The sequence below is a fragment of the Bacillus sp. FSL K6-2971 genome (genome assembly GCF_038006405.1).
GTDB classification, from domain to species: Bacteria; Bacillota; Bacilli; order Bacillales; family Bacillaceae; genus Bacillus; species Bacillus pumilus.
Genome location: NZ_JBBOVD010000001.1, coordinates 3,390,178 through 3,410,024 on the forward strand (window position 1 = coordinate 3,390,178; position 19,847 = coordinate 3,410,024).

General features: G+C 40.0%; 15 protein-coding genes and 1 other RNA gene. 2 read left to right on the plus strand and 14 right to left on the minus strand.

Annotated features, from left to right (window positions below; translation table 11 throughout):
* Nucleotides 1-48: 48 nt before the first annotated feature.
* A complete protein-coding gene (locus MHI33_RS18190) occupies nucleotides 49-657 on the plus strand; it encodes a TetR/AcrR family transcriptional regulator (RefSeq protein WP_111913089.1) in 609 nt (202 codons plus the stop codon).
* A 16-nt stretch (nucleotides 658-673) separates the two neighbouring features.
* On the opposite strand, the gene MHI33_RS18195 is transcribed toward MHI33_RS18190, so the two are convergent.
* From MHI33_RS18195 to MHI33_RS18240, 10 genes are all read right to left on the minus strand, one after another.
* Nucleotides 674-1,606, minus strand: a complete 933-nt coding sequence (locus tag MHI33_RS18195) for a response regulator (RefSeq protein WP_044138951.1) — start codon at nucleotides 1,604-1,606, stop codon at nucleotides 674-676.
* Nucleotides 1,603-2,919 carry a sensor histidine kinase gene (locus tag MHI33_RS18200; protein WP_065098019.1) on the minus strand — a complete coding sequence of 439 codons (1,317 nt, stop codon included), beginning with the start codon at nucleotides 2,917-2,919 and terminating at the stop codon, nucleotides 1,603-1,605. Before MHI33_RS18200 ends, MHI33_RS18195 begins: the two co-directional genes overlap by 4 nt.
* Nucleotides 2,920-3,035: 116 nt before the next feature.
* Nucleotides 3,036-4,481, minus strand: coding sequence for an aspartate ammonia-lyase (aspA, locus tag MHI33_RS18205; protein ID WP_340912960.1), 1,446 nt, complete (start codon nucleotides 4,479-4,481; stop codon nucleotides 3,036-3,038).
* A 16-nt stretch (nucleotides 4,482-4,497) separates the two neighbouring features.
* On the minus strand, nucleotides 4,498-5,775 hold the full coding sequence (locus MHI33_RS18210; protein WP_003213370.1) for a cation:dicarboxylate symporter family transporter: 1,278 nt from the start codon (nucleotides 5,773-5,775) through the stop codon (nucleotides 4,498-4,500).
* 176 nt (nucleotides 5,776-5,951) lie between these two features.
* Nucleotides 5,952-6,086 (minus strand): hypothetical protein, encoded by a 135-nt coding sequence (locus MHI33_RS18215; RefSeq protein ID WP_260564453.1) that lies wholly within the window; start codon nucleotides 6,084-6,086, stop codon nucleotides 5,952-5,954.
* A complete protein-coding gene (locus MHI33_RS18220) occupies nucleotides 6,083-8,518 on the minus strand; it encodes a heavy metal translocating P-type ATPase (RefSeq protein WP_340912966.1) in 2,436 nt (811 codons plus the stop codon). The genes MHI33_RS18215 and MHI33_RS18220 overlap by 4 nt, the downstream gene beginning before the upstream one ends.
* Nucleotides 8,519-8,598: 80 nt before the next feature.
* Entirely contained in the window at nucleotides 8,599-8,805 is a 207-nt protein-coding gene (gene copZ, locus MHI33_RS18225) for a copper chaperone CopZ (RefSeq protein ID WP_012011271.1), read from the minus strand.
* A gap of 74 nt (nucleotides 8,806-8,879) precedes the next feature.
* The gene (locus tag MHI33_RS18230; protein WP_003212640.1) at nucleotides 8,880-9,185 is read right to left on the minus strand and encodes a metal-sensing transcriptional repressor; all 306 of its coding nucleotides are present in this window, start codon (nucleotides 9,183-9,185) and stop codon (nucleotides 8,880-8,882) included.
* Nucleotides 9,186-9,286: 101 nt separating this feature from the next.
* Nucleotides 9,287-9,742: a DUF6376 family protein gene (locus MHI33_RS18235; protein ID WP_106036520.1), complete on the minus strand. Its 456-nt coding sequence runs from the start codon at nucleotides 9,740-9,742 to the stop codon at nucleotides 9,287-9,289.
* A 275-nt stretch (nucleotides 9,743-10,017) separates the two neighbouring features.
* Nucleotides 10,018-11,607: a histidine kinase N-terminal 7TM domain-containing diguanylate cyclase gene (locus tag MHI33_RS18240; RefSeq protein ID WP_340912973.1), complete on the minus strand. Its 1,590-nt coding sequence runs from the start codon at nucleotides 11,605-11,607 to the stop codon at nucleotides 10,018-10,020.
* 310 nt (nucleotides 11,608-11,917) lie between these two features.
* Here MHI33_RS18240 and MHI33_RS18245 point away from each other — a divergent pair, with 310 nt between their 5' ends.
* A complete protein-coding gene (locus MHI33_RS18245; protein ID WP_223252853.1) occupies nucleotides 11,918-12,652 on the plus strand; it encodes a hypothetical protein in 735 nt (244 codons plus the stop codon).
* Between the two features lie 330 nt (nucleotides 12,653-12,982).
* Here MHI33_RS18245 and MHI33_RS18250 read toward each other — a convergent pair whose 3' ends face one another.
* The 4 genes from MHI33_RS18250 to ssrA form a co-directional block, all read right to left on the minus strand.
* On the minus strand, nucleotides 12,983-15,973 hold the full coding sequence (locus tag MHI33_RS18250) for a type I restriction endonuclease subunit R (RefSeq protein WP_065098012.1): 2,991 nt from the start codon (nucleotides 15,971-15,973) through the stop codon (nucleotides 12,983-12,985).
* A 15-nt stretch (nucleotides 15,974-15,988) separates the two neighbouring features.
* Complete coding sequence (locus MHI33_RS18255) at nucleotides 15,989-17,179, minus strand: restriction endonuclease subunit S (RefSeq protein ID WP_065098011.1); 1,191 nt, start codon at nucleotides 17,177-17,179, stop codon at nucleotides 15,989-15,991.
* On the minus strand, nucleotides 17,176-19,188 hold the full coding sequence (locus MHI33_RS18260) for a type I restriction-modification system subunit M (RefSeq protein ID WP_065098010.1): 2,013 nt from the start codon (nucleotides 19,186-19,188) through the stop codon (nucleotides 17,176-17,178). Before MHI33_RS18260 ends, MHI33_RS18255 begins: the two co-directional genes overlap by 4 nt.
* Nucleotides 19,189-19,472: 284 nt before the next feature.
* Nucleotides 19,473-19,834: a transfer-messenger RNA gene (gene ssrA / locus MHI33_RS18265) on the minus strand.
* Nucleotides 19,835-19,847: the final 13 nt, after the last annotated feature.

Below are 19,847 nucleotides of genomic sequence, written 5' to 3' on the forward strand. Positions count from 1 at the left end.
AGTAACACAACTGTGTTAAAAAAACAATAGCTGTGCTAAAATCAATGTATGCCAAAAATCGTCGATCACCATAAACAAAAACAAAAAGTCGCTCAAGCTGCCATGAGAGTGATTAAACAGGATGGATTGGAGAACGCTTCTGTACGAAAAGTAGCGGTAGAAGCTGGCATTTCAGCGGGCTCTATGCGCCATTATTTCTCCACACAGCAGGAGCTATTTCTTTTCTCTATGACATTGATTCAGGAAAGAGTCAAAGAGCGGATGACAGGACTTCAGCTGAACGGTTCAACGGAAGAAAATGTCCTCGCGTTATTGGAACAGGTTCTTCCACTTGATGAAGAACGAAGATTTGAAATGGAGGTGTGGCAGGCTTTTACAGTCAAGTCGATGACTGAACCTGATTTACAGCCGCTCAATGCAAAGATGTATGACGAGCTTTTCCAAATGACCCAATATTGTTTAATGAAATTAAAAGAGGATGGGCTCTTGCTTGATCATATCGATCTTTTAGTCGAAACTGAGCGGCTTTATGCGGTCATCAACGGACTTGCATTGAATGGAATCTTGCAGCCTCATCGCTTACCGCCTCAGCTCATACGCTCCGTACTGCAGATGCACCTGCAATCCATCACCAAAAAAGACATGTCTCCCTCATGAGGGAGCATGTCTTTTTTTAATCTTCCATAAAAATACGTTTTGCTTCGTAGTAGAGCACCTGCACAAATTTCTTCACATTGATACGGGTATGTTCTTCTCTACCGCTCGTCTCTTTTGTTAATTCACTCATTTTCTTTCGCACGATGGTGAAATCAAAGAATTTAGATGCGTAATTTTCAAAGGTCGGATGAGAAAAATCGGTTAACCCAAGTGATGCGATATGTTTCAATGATTGGTTGATCGCACGCCTTACCCGCTGTTCCGCTGCCTTCGCTTCTCTTGCAATGTCTGCCGATGTGTAAGGCTCATTTAATTTTTCCTCGGTGACGCCCGTGAAAATAACCTTTAAAGAAGGAAAGGAATCATGATGATCGGTATGCAGCGCTAAATATTGATCTGTGAAGAGAATCATATCTAATAAATCTTTAGACCCCTTCTCACCGACAATCCCAAGCTCCGCCAGCAAGAACTGACCTGCCTCTGCAAGACTTTTCCCCCGCTGCTTCGTTTTCGTCTGACCGCGCTGCTGAAACTGCATGACGGATTTGAGTGAGTGCTGAATATTTTCAATTGAATGCTCTAAATGAAGCCGCTCAATCATGAGGTGGAGCACACTTAAGACCTCTACACGATTGATTGGCTTTGTCACATAATACTCAACACCAAGCGTATACGCCTGGCCGATTAATTCCTTTGTTTCTACCTGTGACAGCATTAAGTATTTCCCATGAAACTCATCCTTAATAGCTCGAATCGTTTCAAGTCCGTCTCGTTCCGGCATCAATAGATCAATACATAAGATATCAATATGCAAATCATTTAAGTAGCTTGCTGTTAACTCTGCGCCATCCTCTGCTTCCCCCGCGACAATGCCAAGCTCTTCATCTTCAATAAGCTGAGCCAGTGAAGAACGCACGGCTTCATCATCATCCACAATAAAAAATCTCATCTCCCAACCCCCTCTTTTCTACTAACTTGATCCAATGGTATCGTTAACGTGAAAATCGTTTGTTTATTTGGGATACTCCTCATCTCAACACTTCCGCCAAGCTTCTCCGCTGTATCCTTCACATAGGAAAGCCCGATACCGCTTGATGGATTCCCAGCCTGATCGTATTTTAAAGTAAAACCGGGTTTAAAAATCACATGATGATTACGCTCTTTAATGCCAGGCCCGTTGTCACTAATTTGAAAAATCACATGGTTCTCTTTCTGGGAAATAGAGAGAGACACCTCTCCATCCACCGGAATGGCTTCGACAGCATTGGAAACGATATTATTTAACAAAGATAGAATGGTATACACGTGATAGGCGGGATGCTGCCCATCTTCATCATAATGAAAGACAATGTTTTTTTTAAGAGATTCTGCGTAATTTTCATGGATACGAATCACAAGCCCAGCAATATGGGCAGGACTTGCATAAGCCTGGAAATTTTCTTCATGAATCAGCTTTGATAAGGCAGAAAAAATCCGCTGGTTATCCTTTTTGATCTCATGCACCTCTCCTGCAATTTGCAGGGCTGTTTTTCCGAGCTTTTTCAAATCCACTGACTCTGCATCCTTTGCGTGATGCAAGGATTGATACAATTGATAGGATGTCGCTGTAATGTGCTCAGCATGTGCAAGTGTTTTATGAAAGTATGTAGATTCCGTGTAAAGATTAGACAGGAGCATGAGCAGATGTTCCTTTTCCTTTTTCATTTGACGCTCTCTCGCCTGCTCTTCATATAAGCGAATCATTGTATAACAAGCCAACACGAAAAAGCTTCTGAAAATCGCTAAAACGAAAAGTTGAAACAGCGTCCGCATCGTTAAAATTTCATCGATGGTGCCACGAAGTGCAATCATTTCAACAACGCTCGCACATAGCTCCATGATGATACCTGTCGCTCCAATCAGCCAAGGCTGATCGCGGAAACGTCTGACCTTTAATAAATAAAAGAGCGTGCCATAGACGACGTAATAAAGCAGGGGAGGAAATCTGAATGAAATTGCCTCTTCCAGTGGAAGATGACCTGTGACGGCTGTATCAAGAAGCACGCGAAACGCAAAAACAGAAACCCCTGCAATGATACCGCTTGCCCATGCCGGGAATTTTTTCATTTGAAGCAGGATAAAGAAAAAGACAACGGTTCCAAAGCTGACCCGAAAGCTGTCCTCAAAAGGATAAAATTTAAACTCTCCGCCAATCGGTGTCAGTACAATGAGCATCACAATTAAATAAGGCTCTGTATTTAGCCATTTTTTCAGTAGATTCAAACGCAGTCACATCCCTAATAATTGACGATAGTATACTATGTGGGCTTGAGAAAAACAAACATCCATGAAAAAGCGCACACCGGAACTTTGTCGGTGTGCGCTTCTCATGATGCCGCTTAATCTTCTAAACGATCCTTTTCTAAAAGTGATGCGCCAGCAATACCTGGTTTAGTCATTTCAAAAGGATTCAAGATGACATCAAGCTCTTCCTCTGATAAAACATCATTTTGCAGACAAAGCTCACGTACAGATACGCCTGTAAGAATCGCTTCTCTGGCAATTCGTGCAGCAGCTTCATAACCAATATGCGGATTGACCGCCGTCATGACACCAGCACTTTTTTCTACATATTCTTTTAATCTAGATTCATCTGCTTTTAGGTCACGCAAGCAGTTGTCTACGAAGGACTCAAATACATTTTTCATGATGCTGAGAGATTGAAGCAAGTTGAACACAAGGACTGGTTCCATCACGTTCAGCTCAAGCTGACCAGCCTCTGATGCAAGACAGATCGTGTGGTCATTTCCGATGACTTGGAATGCCACTTGGTTCATGACCTCAGGCATCACTGGGTTGACTTTCCCTGGCATAATGGATGAACCTGGCTGTCTTGGCGGCAAGTGAAGCTCACCAAAGCCTGCTCTTGGACCTGATGCCATCAAGCGAATATCGTTCGCCATTTTGGACATATTCATCATACATACTTTCAGTGCAGCTGATACTTCTGTATAAGCATCCGTATTTTGCGTGGCATCGACTAAGTCTTCAGCTCCAACTAACGGTAATCCGCTAATGTCAGATAGATAGCCAACCACTTGGCGAATATATTTAGGATCAGCATTTAATCCAGTTCCGACTGCTGTTGCTCCCATATTGACTTCATATAAATGCTGTCTAGACTGCTTGATACGTTTAATATCACGAGCAAGAACCTTTGCATAAGCACTAAACTCTTGACCAAGTCTGATTGGAACAGCGTCCTGAAGATGCGTACGTCCCATTTTGATGACATGATCGAATTCTTGCGCTTTTTCTGTCATGACTTGATGCATGTTTTCCATCGTATAAAGTAGTTTTTCAATCATATTCAATGTTGAAATATGAATCGCTGTTGGGAAAACGTCGTTTGTTGATTGCGACATGTTCACATGCGTGTTTGGACTTAGCTCAGTATAAGCACCTTTTTCCTTTCCTAGTAGTTCAAGCGCTCTGTTTGCAATGACTTCATTGGCATTCATATTCATTGAAGTGCCAGCCCCGCCTTGAATTGGATCGACAATAAATTGATTGTTCCATTTTCCTTCAATAACTTCGTCTGCGGCTTGAACAATTTTGTCTCCAAGACCAGAATATAGTCGCTGTGTATCCATATTTGCAAGTGCGGCTGCCTTTTTGACAATCCCTAATGCTTTGATGAGTTCCTCATGAACATGGTAGCCAGTAATTGGAAAGTTCTCTACTGCACGTAATGTTTGAATTCCATAATACGCTTGAGTGTCTACTTCCTTTTCACCTAGAAAGTCTCGTTCGATTCGAACTTTCTTGTCCTGTAGCTTCGTCATTTGAAAAGATCTCCTTTTACGCTGCTTTTGTTTGTTGTTTTAATTCCTCAATATACTTCTTCGATTTCTCTTGATCAAAAACTTTTTCCCACTTAGACATGACAATGGCTGCAAGTGAGTTACCAAATACGTTAACAGTTGTACGAACCATGTCAAGAATACGGTCGATCCCAACGATGAAGGCAAGTCCTTCAAGCGGCAGTCCCATTGCACCAAGTGTTGTGATGACAACAACGATTGATGCACCTGGTACACCAGCCATTCCTTTAGATGTCAGCATCAAGATTAATAGTAACGTAATTTGCTCATAGATGGAAAGTGGCATGCCGTACATTTGTGCAACAAATATGGCGGCAATGGATTGATAGATGGCACTTCCATCTAAGTTAAAGGTGTAGCCTGTTGGGATAACGAACGAAGTGATCGCTTTCGGGCAGCCGAACTTCTCCATTTTATCCATTAGTCTAGGCAGTACAGCTTCTGAACTTGCTGTTGAGAATGCAAGAATGATTTCTTCTTTTAGCACTCTAAATAGTGTAAAGACGCTTGTTCCAGCTAATTTTGCGATAATGCCAAGTACGACAATCACGAAGAATGCCATTGTGCCGTAAACGACAAGTACCAGTTTACCTAGCGGGAGAAGCGCTCCGACCCCGAATTTGATCACCGTCACACTGATGAGCGCGAATACACCAAATGGTGCAAACTTCATCACTTTATTGGTCACCCAGAACATGGCTTCGAGTATACCCTCAAAGAACCCTAACACTGGTTTCCCTTTGTCTCCTACTGCGGCTATTCCTAATCCGAATAAGACTGTAAAGAAGATCGTTGGTAATAGATCACCTTCTGCAATGGATTGGAAAACGTTTGTTGGCACTAGATGCACAATCGTTTCAGAGAAACTTGCTTTTTCGGAAGAAGCTTTCGATGTCTCTTCATATTTAGAGATATCGCCTTTTTCCATGTTGCTCATGTCAATTCCTGTACCAGGATGGAAGACGTTTGCTGCAAGCAGTCCTACTGCTAATGCAATCGTTGTGACAATTTCGAAGTAAAGAATCGTTTTCCCACCGAGTCTTCCGATGGTTTTCATATCCCCTACACCAGCTACTGCTACAATCAACGCAGCAATAACAATTGGAAGAACGATCATTTTAATTAAATGGATGAATATATCGCCAATTGGCGTTAACACATTAATAACGGTTTCATTTTGATAAAACAGCGCTCCCACGATAACACCCAGAACAAGCGCAATGAGTATTTGAGAAGCTAAACCTAACTTTTTCATACGTGAACCCCCTTTTTTTGATAACGCTTTCTTTGTTGCTTAATCGCATCTTAACGATGAACCTACAAAAAACGACAAAAAGGAACAAAAAGAAGTGAATTTTTTATGAAAAATCTTTTAAAAGGTGGGTTTTTCCACAAAATTGTTAAAAAAAGACTTCGCTTTTGAGCGAAGTCCTAATGATTTTGTATTTGTTCACTTGGTGTATCTTTTTGTAAATAAGCTCCATCGTATATCGCATATCCAATAAGGACCAGAGCAACGTAGAACAAAGCACTAATCGTCCAAATCCATTTGACATTCAGCTTCATTGTGCCACTCCCTCTCTAACCGGTTTCAGTCGCTGCAATCTGAGCGCATTCAATACAACCGACACGGAGCTAAAGGCCATTGCTGCTCCTGCAAGCCATGGCGCAAGAAGTCCTAAAGCAGCTATCGGTATCCCAATACAATTATAAGCAAGCGCCCAAAATAGATTTTGCTTGATGTTTCTTATCGTTTTTCGACTAAATTCAAGCGCATCAGCAATGGCATGGAGGTCTCCTGTCATGAGTGTGATATCTGCTGCTTCCATGGCGACATCTGTCCCTGTTCCAACTGCCATCCCAATATTTGCTGTCGCAAGGGCCGGTGCATCATTGATGCCATCTCCGACCATGGCGACTTTCTTTCCTTGTTCCTGAAGCGCCGCAATGTGAGCAGCCTTTTCCTCAGGCAGAACTTCAGCAATGACATGATCAATGCCCGCCTGTTTCGCAATCGCCTCTGCTGTCATCTTGTTATCACCTGTCATCATCACGACGTGAATCCCTTGCTTTTTCAGACGCTTGATCGCTTGAGGTGAAGATGGTTTGATCGTATCTGCGACCGCGACAATGCCGGCGACTTCTCCATCAACGGCAACAAGCATAGCCGTTTTCCCTTGCTGCTCCAGCGTTGTGACGGATGCTTCGACTTGATCATATGGGATATGATGTTTCTGTAATAGCTTACGCGTTCCAATCAAAAGCTTGCGCCCTGCCGCCTTTGCTTCAATTCCATGACCTGGGTCAGCTTGGAAGGCTTCAATCTCGACCGCTTCTAGACCTTGTTCCTTCATTCCATCTGTGATCGCTCTGGCAAGCGGGTGTTCCGACTGTTGTTCAGCTGATCCTGCTAACTGTAGGAGCGTATTTTCTGTCCAATTGGCAGACACTATTACGTCTGTCAGACTCGGCTCCCCTTTTGTCACAGTCCCTGTTTTATCTAAAACCACCGTATCCAGTGATTGGGTCACTTCTAAATGCTCTCCGCCTTTAAACAGAATGCCGGATTCAGCCGCACGGCCGCTACCCGCCATAATAGAGGTTGGTGTAGCAAGACCGAGTGCACAAGGACACGCAATGACGATGACCGCTATAAAGGTTTCAAGTGCTGAAGTCACATTCCCTGGATCAACAAAGAAAAACCAGATCATGAAGGTGAGCACTGCAATTCCTACAACAATGGGAACGAATATCCCTGAAATTTGATCGGCCATCCTTTGAATCGGTGCTTTTGAGCCCTGTGCCTGTTCTACGACTTTAATAATCTGTGAAAGGGCGGTCTCTTTTCCAACCTTTGTCGCTTTCACTTTCACAAACCCATTTTTATTGATCGTTGCCCCGATGACCGCATCACCAGCCGTTTTATCAACAGGCAGACTTTCGCCCGTAATCATGGACTCATCAATTGCGGTTCTTCCCTCCACGATCTCTCCATCTACCGGCACTTTCTCTCCCGGTTTGACAAACACAAGATCATTCACTTTCACTTCGGAAATAGGGACGGTCATCTCTTTCCCATCTCGCTCGATGACCGCTTCTTTCGCTTGTAGGCCCATCAGTTTTTGAATCGCTTCTGATGATCTCCCTTTTGCTCTTGCTTCCATTAATTTTCCGAGCACGATCAACGTAATGAGTACAGCACTTGTTTCATAATAGAGGGCTGCCTCATGTGTGCCTTGAACCGCTGACTGAATGCTTTCATATAAACTATAGAAAAACGCAGCTGACGTCCCAAGTGCGACAAGAACATCCATGTTGGCACTTTTATTACGTAACGCTTTATACGCACCTACATAAAAGGGCCAGCCGACAATGAACTGAACGGGCGCTGCTAACGCTAGCTGAACCCAAGGATTCATGAACGCTTCAGGCAGCCAAATAAAAGACGTGAAAGAAAAATGACTGACCATTGCCCAAAGAAGCGGCAGTGACAGAATCATTGAAAATAAAAAGCGTGCCGTTTGCTTCTCTATTGCTACTTGGCGATGATCTTTCTTTCCTTCCTCTGCTTCATCTACAGCTGGTTCAATTAAAGAATACCCAATGGACTGAACCGCTTCCTTTATATCACTTGTAGACGTTTGGCCTGGGTGATACGTGACCTGAAGGGTCTCCAGCGCAAAGTTCACAGATCCGTGATCAACACCATCCATCCGGTTTATTTTTTTCTCGATTCGGTTGGCACACGCTGCACACGTCATTCCCTCTATATCAAATTCCGCTTGCTCCATCACCACATCGTAGCCGAAGGATTGAATTTTTTGCTTGAGATCATCTGGTGTGAGTTGTTCTGCTTCATACACAATATGAGATGTTTCAAGCGCCAAATTCACATTGGCATCCTCCACACCTTCCAGCCTGTTCAATCCTTTTTCGATGCGTCCTGCACAGGCAGCACAGGTCATCCCCGTAATTTGAAAATCAATTTCCTTTTTCATTCATCTCACCTCTTCATATACTCCATAGGGGTATCTTTTTTTGAAAAAAATACGTGCTGTTATGCAGCACGTATGTTCATTTATACGACATCATATCCCTGTTCTTCAATTACATCAGAGATACGGTGTAACGTGACTTGATCTGGGTGAAATGAAACTTCCACCTCTCCTTTGTCTAAATGGACTTTCACAGATTCAACACCTGCTAGTTCTCCTACATTTCCTTCGACTGCTTTCACGCAATGTCCGCAAGACATGCCCTGCACTTGAAGTGTTGCTTGTTCCACTTCTCATCGCCTCCATCAATCATTTTCTACACCTTACTATACACTAGTAGGGTATCAATGTAAACATATAAATGCTACGATTTTGTCAGTTTCGTAAAGACCGTCATTAACTCTTCAATGGCTTCATCCCCATTGCCGCTCTTGATTGCATCTGCTACACAATGATGGGTATGCTTTTCCATCAATTGAAGACTGACCTTTTTCAAAGCCGCATTGACAGCGGAGATTTGATTGACAACATCTATACAGTAACGATCGTTTTCAATCATTTGCTGAATCCCACGCACTTGTCCTTCCACTCGTTTCAACCGATTGATCAATTGATCTTTATCCTTCTCGGCTCTTGGCGAAGCCATATGTCTTTCTTCATGTTCTGTCATGTGATCACCTTTTTTCTAATATGACTTATCTTTACTTAAATTAAAGCATATCTCCACCGGAAAAGGCAAAGATATGCTGAATACACTCTATCGTGTTTGCTTTAGTTTGTTAATTGTTCAATGTCCTGCAATAGATTGACGGACTGCTGAAGCTGCTTGATCAATCCTTGCTGATCCTCAAGCATGGCAGCAACGTCGATGTTGTCTGCTTTCAATTGCTGTAAATACGTCTGAATGTCCTCTGACAGCACCTTATTTTTTTCAATGATCTGCGCATGCAGGTCTTCTGCTATTTTGGGTGCTGTGATTTCATTAAATTCTTGAATGTCTGCCTTCAATGATTCTAACTGCTGGGTTAATTCTGCTTTTTTGGCGGCGTTTTTCACAGCTTCTTCTGCGAGCTGTGGAAAGTTCTCCGTAAATTGCTGAATGTCCGTCACATACTCATTTGCCTCTGTGACATATGTCGTTGTATCACTTACTTGGTCAAGCAAACCAGAGCATCCACTTAATACAAGCGTGCCGGAAAAGAGCAAAGAGATCACATATTTTTTCAAGATTGATCATCCTTTCATCTGAGGTATTGAAAGCATCATTTGTCCCGCTCCCCCATCACACAGATGCAATAAGACCTAAAAAAGCCAGACCTTTGCCTCATGTGTGATAGGCAAAGGTCTGGCTAACATGTTCATGCCGGAATGGCCGAGAAACAACGGATGTTTCTGTAATGACGACCAAACCGTAAAAGCTACTCCCCTTTAGGAAACCGTTCAAATGTTATGTTTATCATATCGAATGTCAGGACAACCGTCAATGAGAAGCTAGCAGCAGGTTAATGCTCTTCATAAAGCATATAGTCCGCTCCAGTGGACGCATAAATCCGGTTGCGTCCTTGGCGTTTTGACATATACAAAGCTTGGTCTGCTTCAAATAGAAGAGTTTCTAATACATTGGGATCATAAGCTGTGTGAGCAATTCCAAAGCTCGCTGTCACCCGCACTTTTTCCTCATCATTCTCAAAGAAACTCATCTCAAAGGAATGTCTAATTCGCTCCGCAATATGGCATGCCTCTTCAAAAGAATGATGCGGCAGACAAATAGCAAACTCTTCTCCGCCATATCGTCCGAATAAATCATCCATTTTTAAATGCTGTTGACAAATGGTGACAACATGACGCAGCGCCTCGTCTCCAATATGATGTCCGTGCGTGTCATTGATTTGTTTAAAAAAATCAATATCAAACAGCATAACAGCCGTATCTTGCGCATCCTCTTCTAGGATCATCTGCGTTCGTTCAATAAATGAAGACCGATTAAAGATATTCGTCAATCCATCAATATACGCACGGCGCTCCAGCTCTTCCTGAAGCAAACGCTGCTCTGTTACATCACTGATCACAATTTGCCTGCCCTCGATCTCTCCTCTCCTATTAAATAGGGACGATGCGGTCAAGTGATAATAGCTGGAATGATCTTTTTCCCTTTTCAACATTAAATCAAATTGCGAATGATCCTGCGGAGAACGCAGCCACTGAATGAAGTCAGTATCTTTGATGATTCCTGAGAAAATATCGTCTATTTTATAGCCAATCCCCTTTTTATTAGAAAGTGCTGGAATGATCGATGCAGCAGCGGGGTTGTAATCTATGAGTGTCCGGTATCGATCTAAAATGAGAACCCCCTCAGACATATGCTCAAACACACGCTCCATCGCAATGGGAGAGAGCTTAAAGAGCTGGAACGACATAATCGCCCATAAGTAGAGTGCATTGGTTAAAAACATCACCACAGGGACCGGGTCAATATGAAGAGGTGTCACACCTAATAAATAGATAAAAGATGTCGTGATTGGCAGTAACATGCCCACTAGCAAAATTAGAATCTGCTTTAAATATTCTTTTTTTGTGACACGCAAAAACCAAACCAGCATAAAAATAGCCAGCATCGAACAGCCAAATGTATAGACACCATGAATGATATACCAATAGCCAATCGTAAAGTCAGCCAATAAAAATCCGTCTACCGGATTCATCGTGATGCTTCGATAAAAGAGTGAATGAAAAGAATTGGTGAACACCATAATGGTGGTGAGAGTTGGAATCAGTAAGATGAGAAGCACGCGGCGCTTTGTGAAATATTGATGGAATCCCGTAAATTGCAGCACAATCATTAGACTGAATGGCGCGATGAACGGAAGACCCATGTATTGAAAACAAACCCAGAACATAATCTCCCTAGGTGTACTTGCCAATAATTCAAACGTGTGCCCAAAGATATAAATCGCAGTTGCTCCAGACATGTACATAAACAATTGACAGCCAATATACCGGTGGCGGTTCGCATGAGCAATGATTGATAATATCACGGACAGAATGCCAGAAACACTCATGATCACAATAAAATGTAAAACAATCGAATCCATGTAAACGCCCCAATTTCAGTTATTTAGAACTAGTCTAATCTTACTATATATGAGGAAGTCACAAATGGGAAGATGTGATTTTGATTTGGTTGGAGGTTTTTTAAAATCTTTATGACATTTGTTTATTCTTTTTTTCACAACACACTCAACAAGAGTCTTAAGGCACCTTTTTAACTAATTAAAAATTCGCCGAAAATTATCTTCCAGCTCAATTTAAAACCTACTTTTTTACCCTTTTTTATAATAATGACCACACCATATTTTATTTGCAGTACAATGATGAAAACATTAAATGGAAGGGGAAAACTTAATGAAGAAAAACAATCGTAGAAAGTTTTCTAAACTATTGATAGGCTTGTTAACAATTATCATATCCACAACGGGTTTTTCCAATGTAGGCTCTGCGGAAGAAAAAAAATCAGATGTTAACAACTCTGAACAAAATCAACCACTTCATTCTGAACAAAAAGATGTTAAAAAAACAAAGGTAAGTATGAAAGACATAAAGAAGATAGAGTCATATCTATATTTATCTAAAAAAGGAACACTTATTTTAAAGTCAAATTATACTGATTTGAATCTAGATCATTCAATAATTACAGAAGTAAAGGCGTGGCTTAAGTATAGTAACCAATTAGTACTTGAAAAGAAAGCTGTTATTCAACCTGATTTTAGTATTAAAATGCTAGATGAATCTAACACTAATTCACTTGATCATAAGGTATCAACATTATCTAAAGGATGCGGAAAGAACGGTCACAATGTTTATTGGTGGGGATATAACTTATACTTTGATTGCAATGAGACCAGATCTTTATATCAGTCTTTCAAAGCTGGAGGGGGCGCTACTAGTGGAATCGCAGCCATTTCTAGATTCATACCCATTCCTCCTACTCAACTAGCTAGTGCTATTGCTGGAGTAATAGGTGGAGGGCTTGTAGGCTTTGGTCAAATGATTCAAGATGAACATGAAGGACATGGCGTAAGAATAAGATTTACCGGATTAGGTTATGCAGCAGTTCCATCTGGTGTATTCCCACAATAAATATAGGGAGGTAAAAAAATGACCTTCATCATAATCATGGCAGGTTTATTTATGCTCATTCTTTTAGATAAACCGTTTCAAAAAAGAAAGTCTGGTTTACTATTCTTAGTATGTTATTTATTACTCATTTCATTGTATATCATTAATACAACGTTTATGAAATTTATATCAAATAAACTTTTACTCATTATAGCTATTTTCGTAGTTAGCCCTTTGTTTATTCGATTCCTTAAACCTTCTCAAAAAACTGAACAGTGATTCCTACAAAAAAAGATGACGGACCGTCATCTTTTTTCTTATAGGACTTAGACTGATATTTCGATAGAATCATCATCGATTCACTTCTCCATATACCTCATTCAACATGTCTTCCATAATGTACGACTTAAATTCATCGTTCTCTAAAATCTTCATAAAGAACTCCTGATTGCTACTCATTCGGTCGATAACAAAATTCATAAATGTTTTTTCGAAAGCAAATTTGAAGTTTTCTTTTGTATTGTTTTTCGCTTTCTGACGGAGATCATCATCATTCAACATGTCCTCTTTCACTTGTTCACGAGAAAGAAAATCTGTTTCTGTAAATTGTGTACCAAAGCGCTCATTTAACTTTTCTAACACGCTTGATAATCGCACCTTCTCATCTTCAGCTACACCACCAGCACCATGCTTCTGTGGATCAAGTTCAATGCCACCCGTTTTTTCCAACTCGATGCTCCCTTCGAATACCTTTTGATTGCGATAGTATTCAAGTGCGATATCATCAGCTAAATAAACGTCCTTATCACCAGTTGTACGAGGTAGCTTACGCAACAAGTATGTTAAATAAATATATTGCTTGTGTAAGCTTAGATCAATAAACGTTACAACTTGTAGCACGAAACTATACGTACGAATAAATTTTGTTGCGGCTTGTTTAAAATCAAACTGTTCTTCTTCTGAAAGCCTTTTATATCGCTCTACACCTTTGTCAAGAATTGCATTTAACTCTGTTTGCGCCTTAGTTGACTTTTTCACACCGTCTGTTACTTCAAGTTCATTAACCCTTTGCACCTCATCTTCTTTAAATACTTGATGAGGCTCGATGTCAGCCTGCATATCATAAAGGATATTTGGGTCCGTAATTTCAGATAGGCTTGTTGATTCGTAATATGGTTGGAATGAAGCTTTCATAACCTCTGGTTCATTTACAAAATCCAGTACGAATGTGTCCTCTTTACCTGGGCAAGTACGATTTAAACGAGATAGGGTTTGCACCGCTTTAATACCACTTAATGGCTTATCTACATACATCGTATGCAACAGTGGTTCATCAAATCCCGTTTGATATTTCTCAGCTACAAGTAACACTTTAAATTCATCTGAATTGAATTTATCAGGTAGCTCTTTTTCAGAGAAACTGTTCATGTCCGGCTCCGTATAATCTATTCCACCGTCTTTTACAGTACCTGAGAATGCCACAACTGTTTTTAAATCGTTATATCCCTTTTCATGAATATACTTATCAAAAGCAATTTTATAACGTACTGCATGTAAACGGCTTGCTGTCACGACCATCGCCTTGGCACGCCCACCAATTTTCCGCTGTACAAAATTCCGATAATGTTCAATGATAATTTCTGTTTTTTGTTCAATGCTGTGTGGATGCAATGAAACGTATTGAGCAAGTTTTTTGGTGGCTTGCTTCTTCGATACTTCAGGGTCATCATCGACAGTCTTGGCAATTTTCCAGAACGTTTTATACGTTGTGTAATTTTCAAGTACATCTAAAATAAACCCTTCTTCAATTGCTTGGCGCATTGTGTATTGATGAAAGGCCTCTGGCTTACCATCAATGCCAACTGTACCAAACTTCTCTAACGTCTTGGGCTTTGGAGTCGCTGTAAATGCAAAAAACGATACGTTATCCTGTTTCCCACTTTTCAAAATGGCTTCTACAATTTTCTCATCTACATCAGCTAAGTTTTCTTCGGCAATGCGGTCTTCCTCATATGCTGCTTCTAATGTCTTATCTGATAGAACATTTGTTAAGGCAGTAGATGCTTTACCACCTTGAGATGAGTGCGCTTCGTCGATAATAACTGCATATTTTTTTCGCTCTAAACCCGCTACTTTCTCCAAAATAAATGGGAACTTTTGGAGCGTTGTAATAATAATGCGTGTTTCACTATTAATAGCACGTGCTAATTGCTCTGAGTTTTTATCGACTGGTTCGACCATTCCTGCTTTATGCTCTAACTGATACACTGCGTCTTGCAATTGCTTATCTAACACTCGGCGATCGGTAATCACGATGACACTACTAAAGATCGATTCATTTTCCTCGTTATGTAGCTTAGCTAAACGGTGTGCAAGCCATGAGATCGAGTTCGTCTTACCAGATCCCGCAGAGTGCTGAATTAAATAATTATGACCGACAAGTTTTTGTGCAACATCTGCTTCTAACTTACGTACAACATCAAGCTGATGGAAGCGAGGGAAAATAAGCATTTGACGCTCACCTATTGTTTCACCGTTTGAATCTTTAATGTCGTCTTTCTTAATAAAGATGAAGCGATATATAATATCGAGTAAGCTATCAGGTACTAAAATTTCTTCCCATAAATAATGCGTTCGATAGTTGTCACCGTAAGTTAACGGATTGCCTTTCCCGCCATTATTACCTTTGTTAAATGGGAGGAAGTACGTTTTGCCTTTATCAAGCTTTGTTGTCATAAACACTTCATCTGGGTCAACGGCAAAGTAGACAGCAACACGCTCATTAAATTTAAATAGCTGCTCACGTGGATCACGATCATTCTTTAATTGTATCATCGCATCTTCAACTGTTTGGTTTGTTAATGGATTTTTCAGCTCCATCACTACAAGTGGTAAACCGTTTAAAAACACCACCATATCTAAGCTGTTTTTATGCTTATCACTGTAAAACACTTGGCGAGCAACGTTAAAGCGGTTTTTCCCATACTGCTCATTTAATGTTTTATTCATATCCGTAGGTGGCTTATTATACGCAAGCTGTAATGTCACACCACGGTCTTTAATCCCTTTACGTAAACATTCAACCAAACCTTGTTTATGTAGCTGATCTTTAATGCGCTTTAACACTTGTTCTTTATAAGTAGGACCATACGATTTTTCTAACGTACGCATCCGCTTTTCCTGCGTATCTTCTAAAAATGCAAATAGCTCTTCAACATCAATCGCATGCTGCTTGAAAGAACTACTTGCCTCACCTTCTAACACACGCTTTTTATAGCCATTCGCGATTAATGCTAATTCGATATTTGTCTCAAAACCTGTTTCTGTAGTATCGATCGCCATTACAATTCACCTCACTTAATCAAGTTCCATATCACATACGTCGATTTTGCCTGTTACTGCTTCGTAGATTAGGGATTGACGGTATTCAGTTAGTTTTTTAATTTGAAAGTTCACCAACCCTATCAATTTATCAAGTTTATTTACCTCTTCTTCAAGTCTATTTAAAATATCCTCTTGCTCTTTTACGGATGGCCAGGGTATTTTTATCTCACCAATTGTGTCTGTATTTAGATTTAATTGAGTCCCCATTTTCCCTAAACCTTTATATGACTGACCACACGCAAATATATAGTATAAAAATTTCTTATTATACTTATAATTTGGGAAATAGACAAATCCATCGTGAATACAACATTTTATATTGGATATACATGGTTTTCCTACAGTACCTGCAATACTAACAAATAAATCACCTGGATATTGTTTGATGCTTAATGAAGCACCTAATTCAGACATTATTTGTGATGTTTCATTTAAATACATTCCTGCTCTTGAAACATCAGCTATTCGTACCCATGCATATTCTCCATCATCATCAAAATACTTTGGATCATCAATAGGTCTAGGCGACGCTCCTCTTTTTACTTGTGTAATGTGCTTAATTTTTTTTATCTCCCAATGCTCTGGAACCTCACCAATCCACTCAACACCCGAATCTTTCATTTTCACATTCGGATTTAAACCTTTCGTAACAGCTTCTGTGATGATTGATTGGCGTTGTTGTTCCAATAATATTAACAGACGTTCTTTATGCTTCAATAAAGTCTCAATTTCAACACATTTACGATCTAAAAATTTTGCTATGATTTTTTGGACTTCTTCAGATGGGATATTTACTTCATAATTTTCTAGCTCTGACCCTACAATGCTAGGCAAAGCTGTTTGAGTTACAATTTTTCCCCAGGGGAATACCTCTAACAGATAATAAAAATATCTCGGAGAATTACCTGAATAAACCTCAGTGTAATACATAGTATCTACAGCCCAAAAATCACCTTCAACATATAAAGGTTTACCTATCGTTCCTTTTCGACCAAATAATACTGAAGGCCCAGTAAATAGTTTTTTATCAGTATATTTAAAAACTCCACCCGATCCATATACGTTAATAACATTTTTACCATAATTCACTTCATTTGTTATTTCTCGACCATTCTTAACTTTTAAATGATATTTCAATTTGCTTTTCTTTAAAACTACAGTCATACCATCACCTTCTTTAACTGGTCAGTAATCTCCGCTTCTAATGCACGAATCTCTTCCATAATTTCTGCTGAGCTACGTAATTCAGTGTATTTGTAAAAATGGCGAGTAAAAGGAATTTCGTAGCCGATTTTTGTTTTTGTTTCATCAATCCATGCATCTGGTACATGTGGTAATACTTCACGTGCAAAATAATCATGAATGTTTTCTTTTAACGGTACATTTTCAGTATCACGCAAATCAGGATCTGGTTCGATGTCTGTTTTATTTTTCATACATACGTCAGCTGTTTCATCTTTTTCAGATAGACCAGCTAAAATTGCTTTTAATACAGGTGCTCCGATAGTAATGCCCGCTTGTTTTAATGCATCTTTTAGTACTTTCGTAAACTCGTCACGATTTTTATATACTGTATCGCTTTCTAACGTGCGTAACACATATAAAATTTGTGTTTGCAGCTTTTTCCCTTCTTCGATTTCAAAATGACCTGCATCACCTTTTTTCTTCGATATTGCTAAGTTCGCAAAGCCTTTTTGCTCTACTACACGTGCCAAACGCTCCTCATTTACTTGGAAGTTTAAACGTAATGGACGTTCTACTGTAATTTTCGCATAACCAAAGTCTTCATTCTCAAAAATCTTCACGTACTTATTTGGTTGTGCATCACCGTATAAACGAACAATCTCATTAATTTGCTCTTCCGTAATTTCGTTACGCTTGCTACCCATCGACTTTTTCATTTTTTTCGAGAAGTCTACTGCATTGACTAACCGCACTTTCCCTTTATGAAGAGGCGCTTTATTGTTTGTTAAAATCCAAATGTATGTTGCAATGCCTGTATTGTAGAATAGGTCGTTCGGCAATGCCACAATACCTTCTACTAAGTCGTTTTCAAGCACATACTTTCGAATTTCACTTTCACCAGAACCTGCATCACCTGTAAATAACGGCGAACCATTCATAATAATGGCTAGACGAGAGCCTTGTGGATTTTCCACTGTGACTGGCTTCATTTTTGATATTAAGTGCAGGAGGAATAATAACTGCCCATCACTTGTACGAGGTGTACCAGGTCCGAAACGACCATCAAAACCTTGTTTCTGATGTTCGTTTTTAATCGCCTTCTCATATGATTTCCAGTCCACTCCGTACGGTGGATTTGAAATTAAATAATCGAATGTATCATGTGGGAATCGATCCTTTGATAATGTGTTCCCTAAACGGATATTACGTGCATCTTCACCTTTAATAAGTAAGTCTGCCTTACAAATCGCATAGGATTCAGGATTAACCTCTTGTCCAAAAAATTCCAAATGTGCTGTTGGATTTTGATTTAGTAAATATTCTTGGGCAACTGAACCCATACCACCTGTACCAGCCGCACAGTCATAAAGTGTTTGTGTTAAACCTGGTTTTGTTAAAATGTTAGCATCATCATGTGAAAATAATAAATGTGTCATTAAACGAATGACTTCACGTGGCGTGTAATGATCCCCGGCCTCAGCATACTCATTAAAACGACGAATTAGTTCCTCAAATACATAACCCATCTCAATGTTTGAAACTGTTTCTGGATGTAAATCAATTTCACTAAAACGTTTAATCGTTAAGTACAATAAGTCATTTTGATCAAGTTTATCGATTTGGCGATCGAAGTCGAAGTGCTCCATGATATCACGAACAATTTTTGAGAAACCATTTTTATAGTCACGTAAGTTTTCAGCAATATTATCAGCGTCTGTTAATAGCTTTTTAAAATTGTATTCACTTATGTTATGGAAATTCTGCTTAGAAACACGATTTAAAATTTGTTCACGTGCTTCATCTGTCATATTTGGATACTGCTTTGCTTTCACTAACACTTCTTCTTTTGTACTTTCTAATACGCAATCAAAACGGCGTAATACAGCTAATGGCAAAATAATTTCACCATAGTCTTCTGGCTTATATGGCCCACGTAAAATCTCTGCAATTGACCAAATGAAGCCTACTTTATCTTGGAAGTTGATCATGTTATGTACCTCATTTTAAATTTATTTTTCCGAAAATAATTCTTGTAAAAATAATGCAATAGTACATTCAATTATAAATGCTCCAACAACAAAACGTAACTGCAAAAAATAGAAACTTTAACCAAAGACATTGGAATTGGTAACTCTTCAGGTCAACCTGATATAAAGAACACTTATTATTAGCTCACTACATTGTAAGTTTTATAAATCACCGACAATAGAAAAAAGCCAAAACCCTTAATATGAAAGGACTTTGACCTCATTGATTTCCTTCGAAATCATATGTATGGAGACGGTGGGAGTCGAACCCACGTCCAGAGACATCGATTACTTAAGCGTCTACGAGCGTAGTCAACATATTTGGTGTTCACTCATCCTCATGCCTGCTGACGGGCGCTTGGAGAGCTAGTCTGATGGATCTCTTCTTACGTCCTCAGACGAAAACGTAAGCGTAGCCTACTTCATTGGGCTCCTCACAGACACATAGGCGATGTCAGGAAGAGCTCGCTGCACTTATTAGGCAGCTAGTGCTAAGTTTTGGTTAAAACTTTTAGTTTTGCCAGTTACATTTAGTGCGTGTTAACGAGATCGCCTCTCGGCTCGCAGCTCAAGCTCGAACCGCCCCTGTCGAATCCGTAACGTCCCCTTGTAAAAGGGAT

Bases quoted from the DNA above. Each gene is read 5' to 3' on its own strand.
- MHI33_RS18190 (WP_111913089.1), top strand. From the start codon at position 49: ATGCCAAAAATCGTCGATCACCATAAACAAAAACAAAAAGTCGCTCAA.
- MHI33_RS18195 (WP_044138951.1), bottom strand. From the start codon at position 1,606: ATGAGATTTTTTATTGTGGATGATGATGAAGCCGTGCGTTCTTCACTG.
- aspA (WP_340912960.1), bottom strand. From the start codon at position 4,481: ATGACGAAGCTACAGGACAAGAAAGTTCGAATCGAACGAGACTTTCTA.
- MHI33_RS18210 (WP_003213370.1), bottom strand. From the start codon at position 5,775: ATGAAAAAGTTAGGTTTAGCTTCTCAAATACTCATTGCGCTTGTTCTG.
- MHI33_RS18215 (WP_260564453.1), bottom strand. From the start codon at position 6,086: ATGAAGCTGAATGTCAAATGGATTTGGACGATTAGTGCTTTGTTCTAC.
- MHI33_RS18220 (WP_340912966.1), bottom strand. From the start codon at position 8,518: ATGAAAAAGGAAATTGATTTTCAAATTACGGGGATGACCTGTGCTGCC.
- MHI33_RS18230 (WP_003212640.1), bottom strand. From the start codon at position 9,185: ATGACAGAACATGAAGAAAGACATATGGCTTCGCCAAGAGCCGAGAAG.
- MHI33_RS18240 (WP_340912973.1), bottom strand. From the start codon at position 11,607: ATGGATTCGATTGTTTTACATTTTATTGTGATCATGAGTGTTTCTGGC.
- MHI33_RS18245 (WP_223252853.1), top strand. From the start codon at position 11,918: ATGAAGAAAAACAATCGTAGAAAGTTTTCTAAACTATTGATAGGCTTG.
- MHI33_RS18250 (WP_065098012.1), bottom strand. From the start codon at position 15,973: ATGGCGATCGATACTACAGAAACAGGTTTTGAGACAAATATCGAATTA.
- MHI33_RS18255 (WP_065098011.1), bottom strand. From the start codon at position 17,179: ATGACTGTAGTTTTAAAGAAAAGCAAATTGAAATATCATTTAAAAGTT.
- MHI33_RS18260 (WP_065098010.1), bottom strand. From the start codon at position 19,188: ATGATCAACTTCCAAGATAAAGTAGGCTTCATTTGGTCAATTGCAGAG.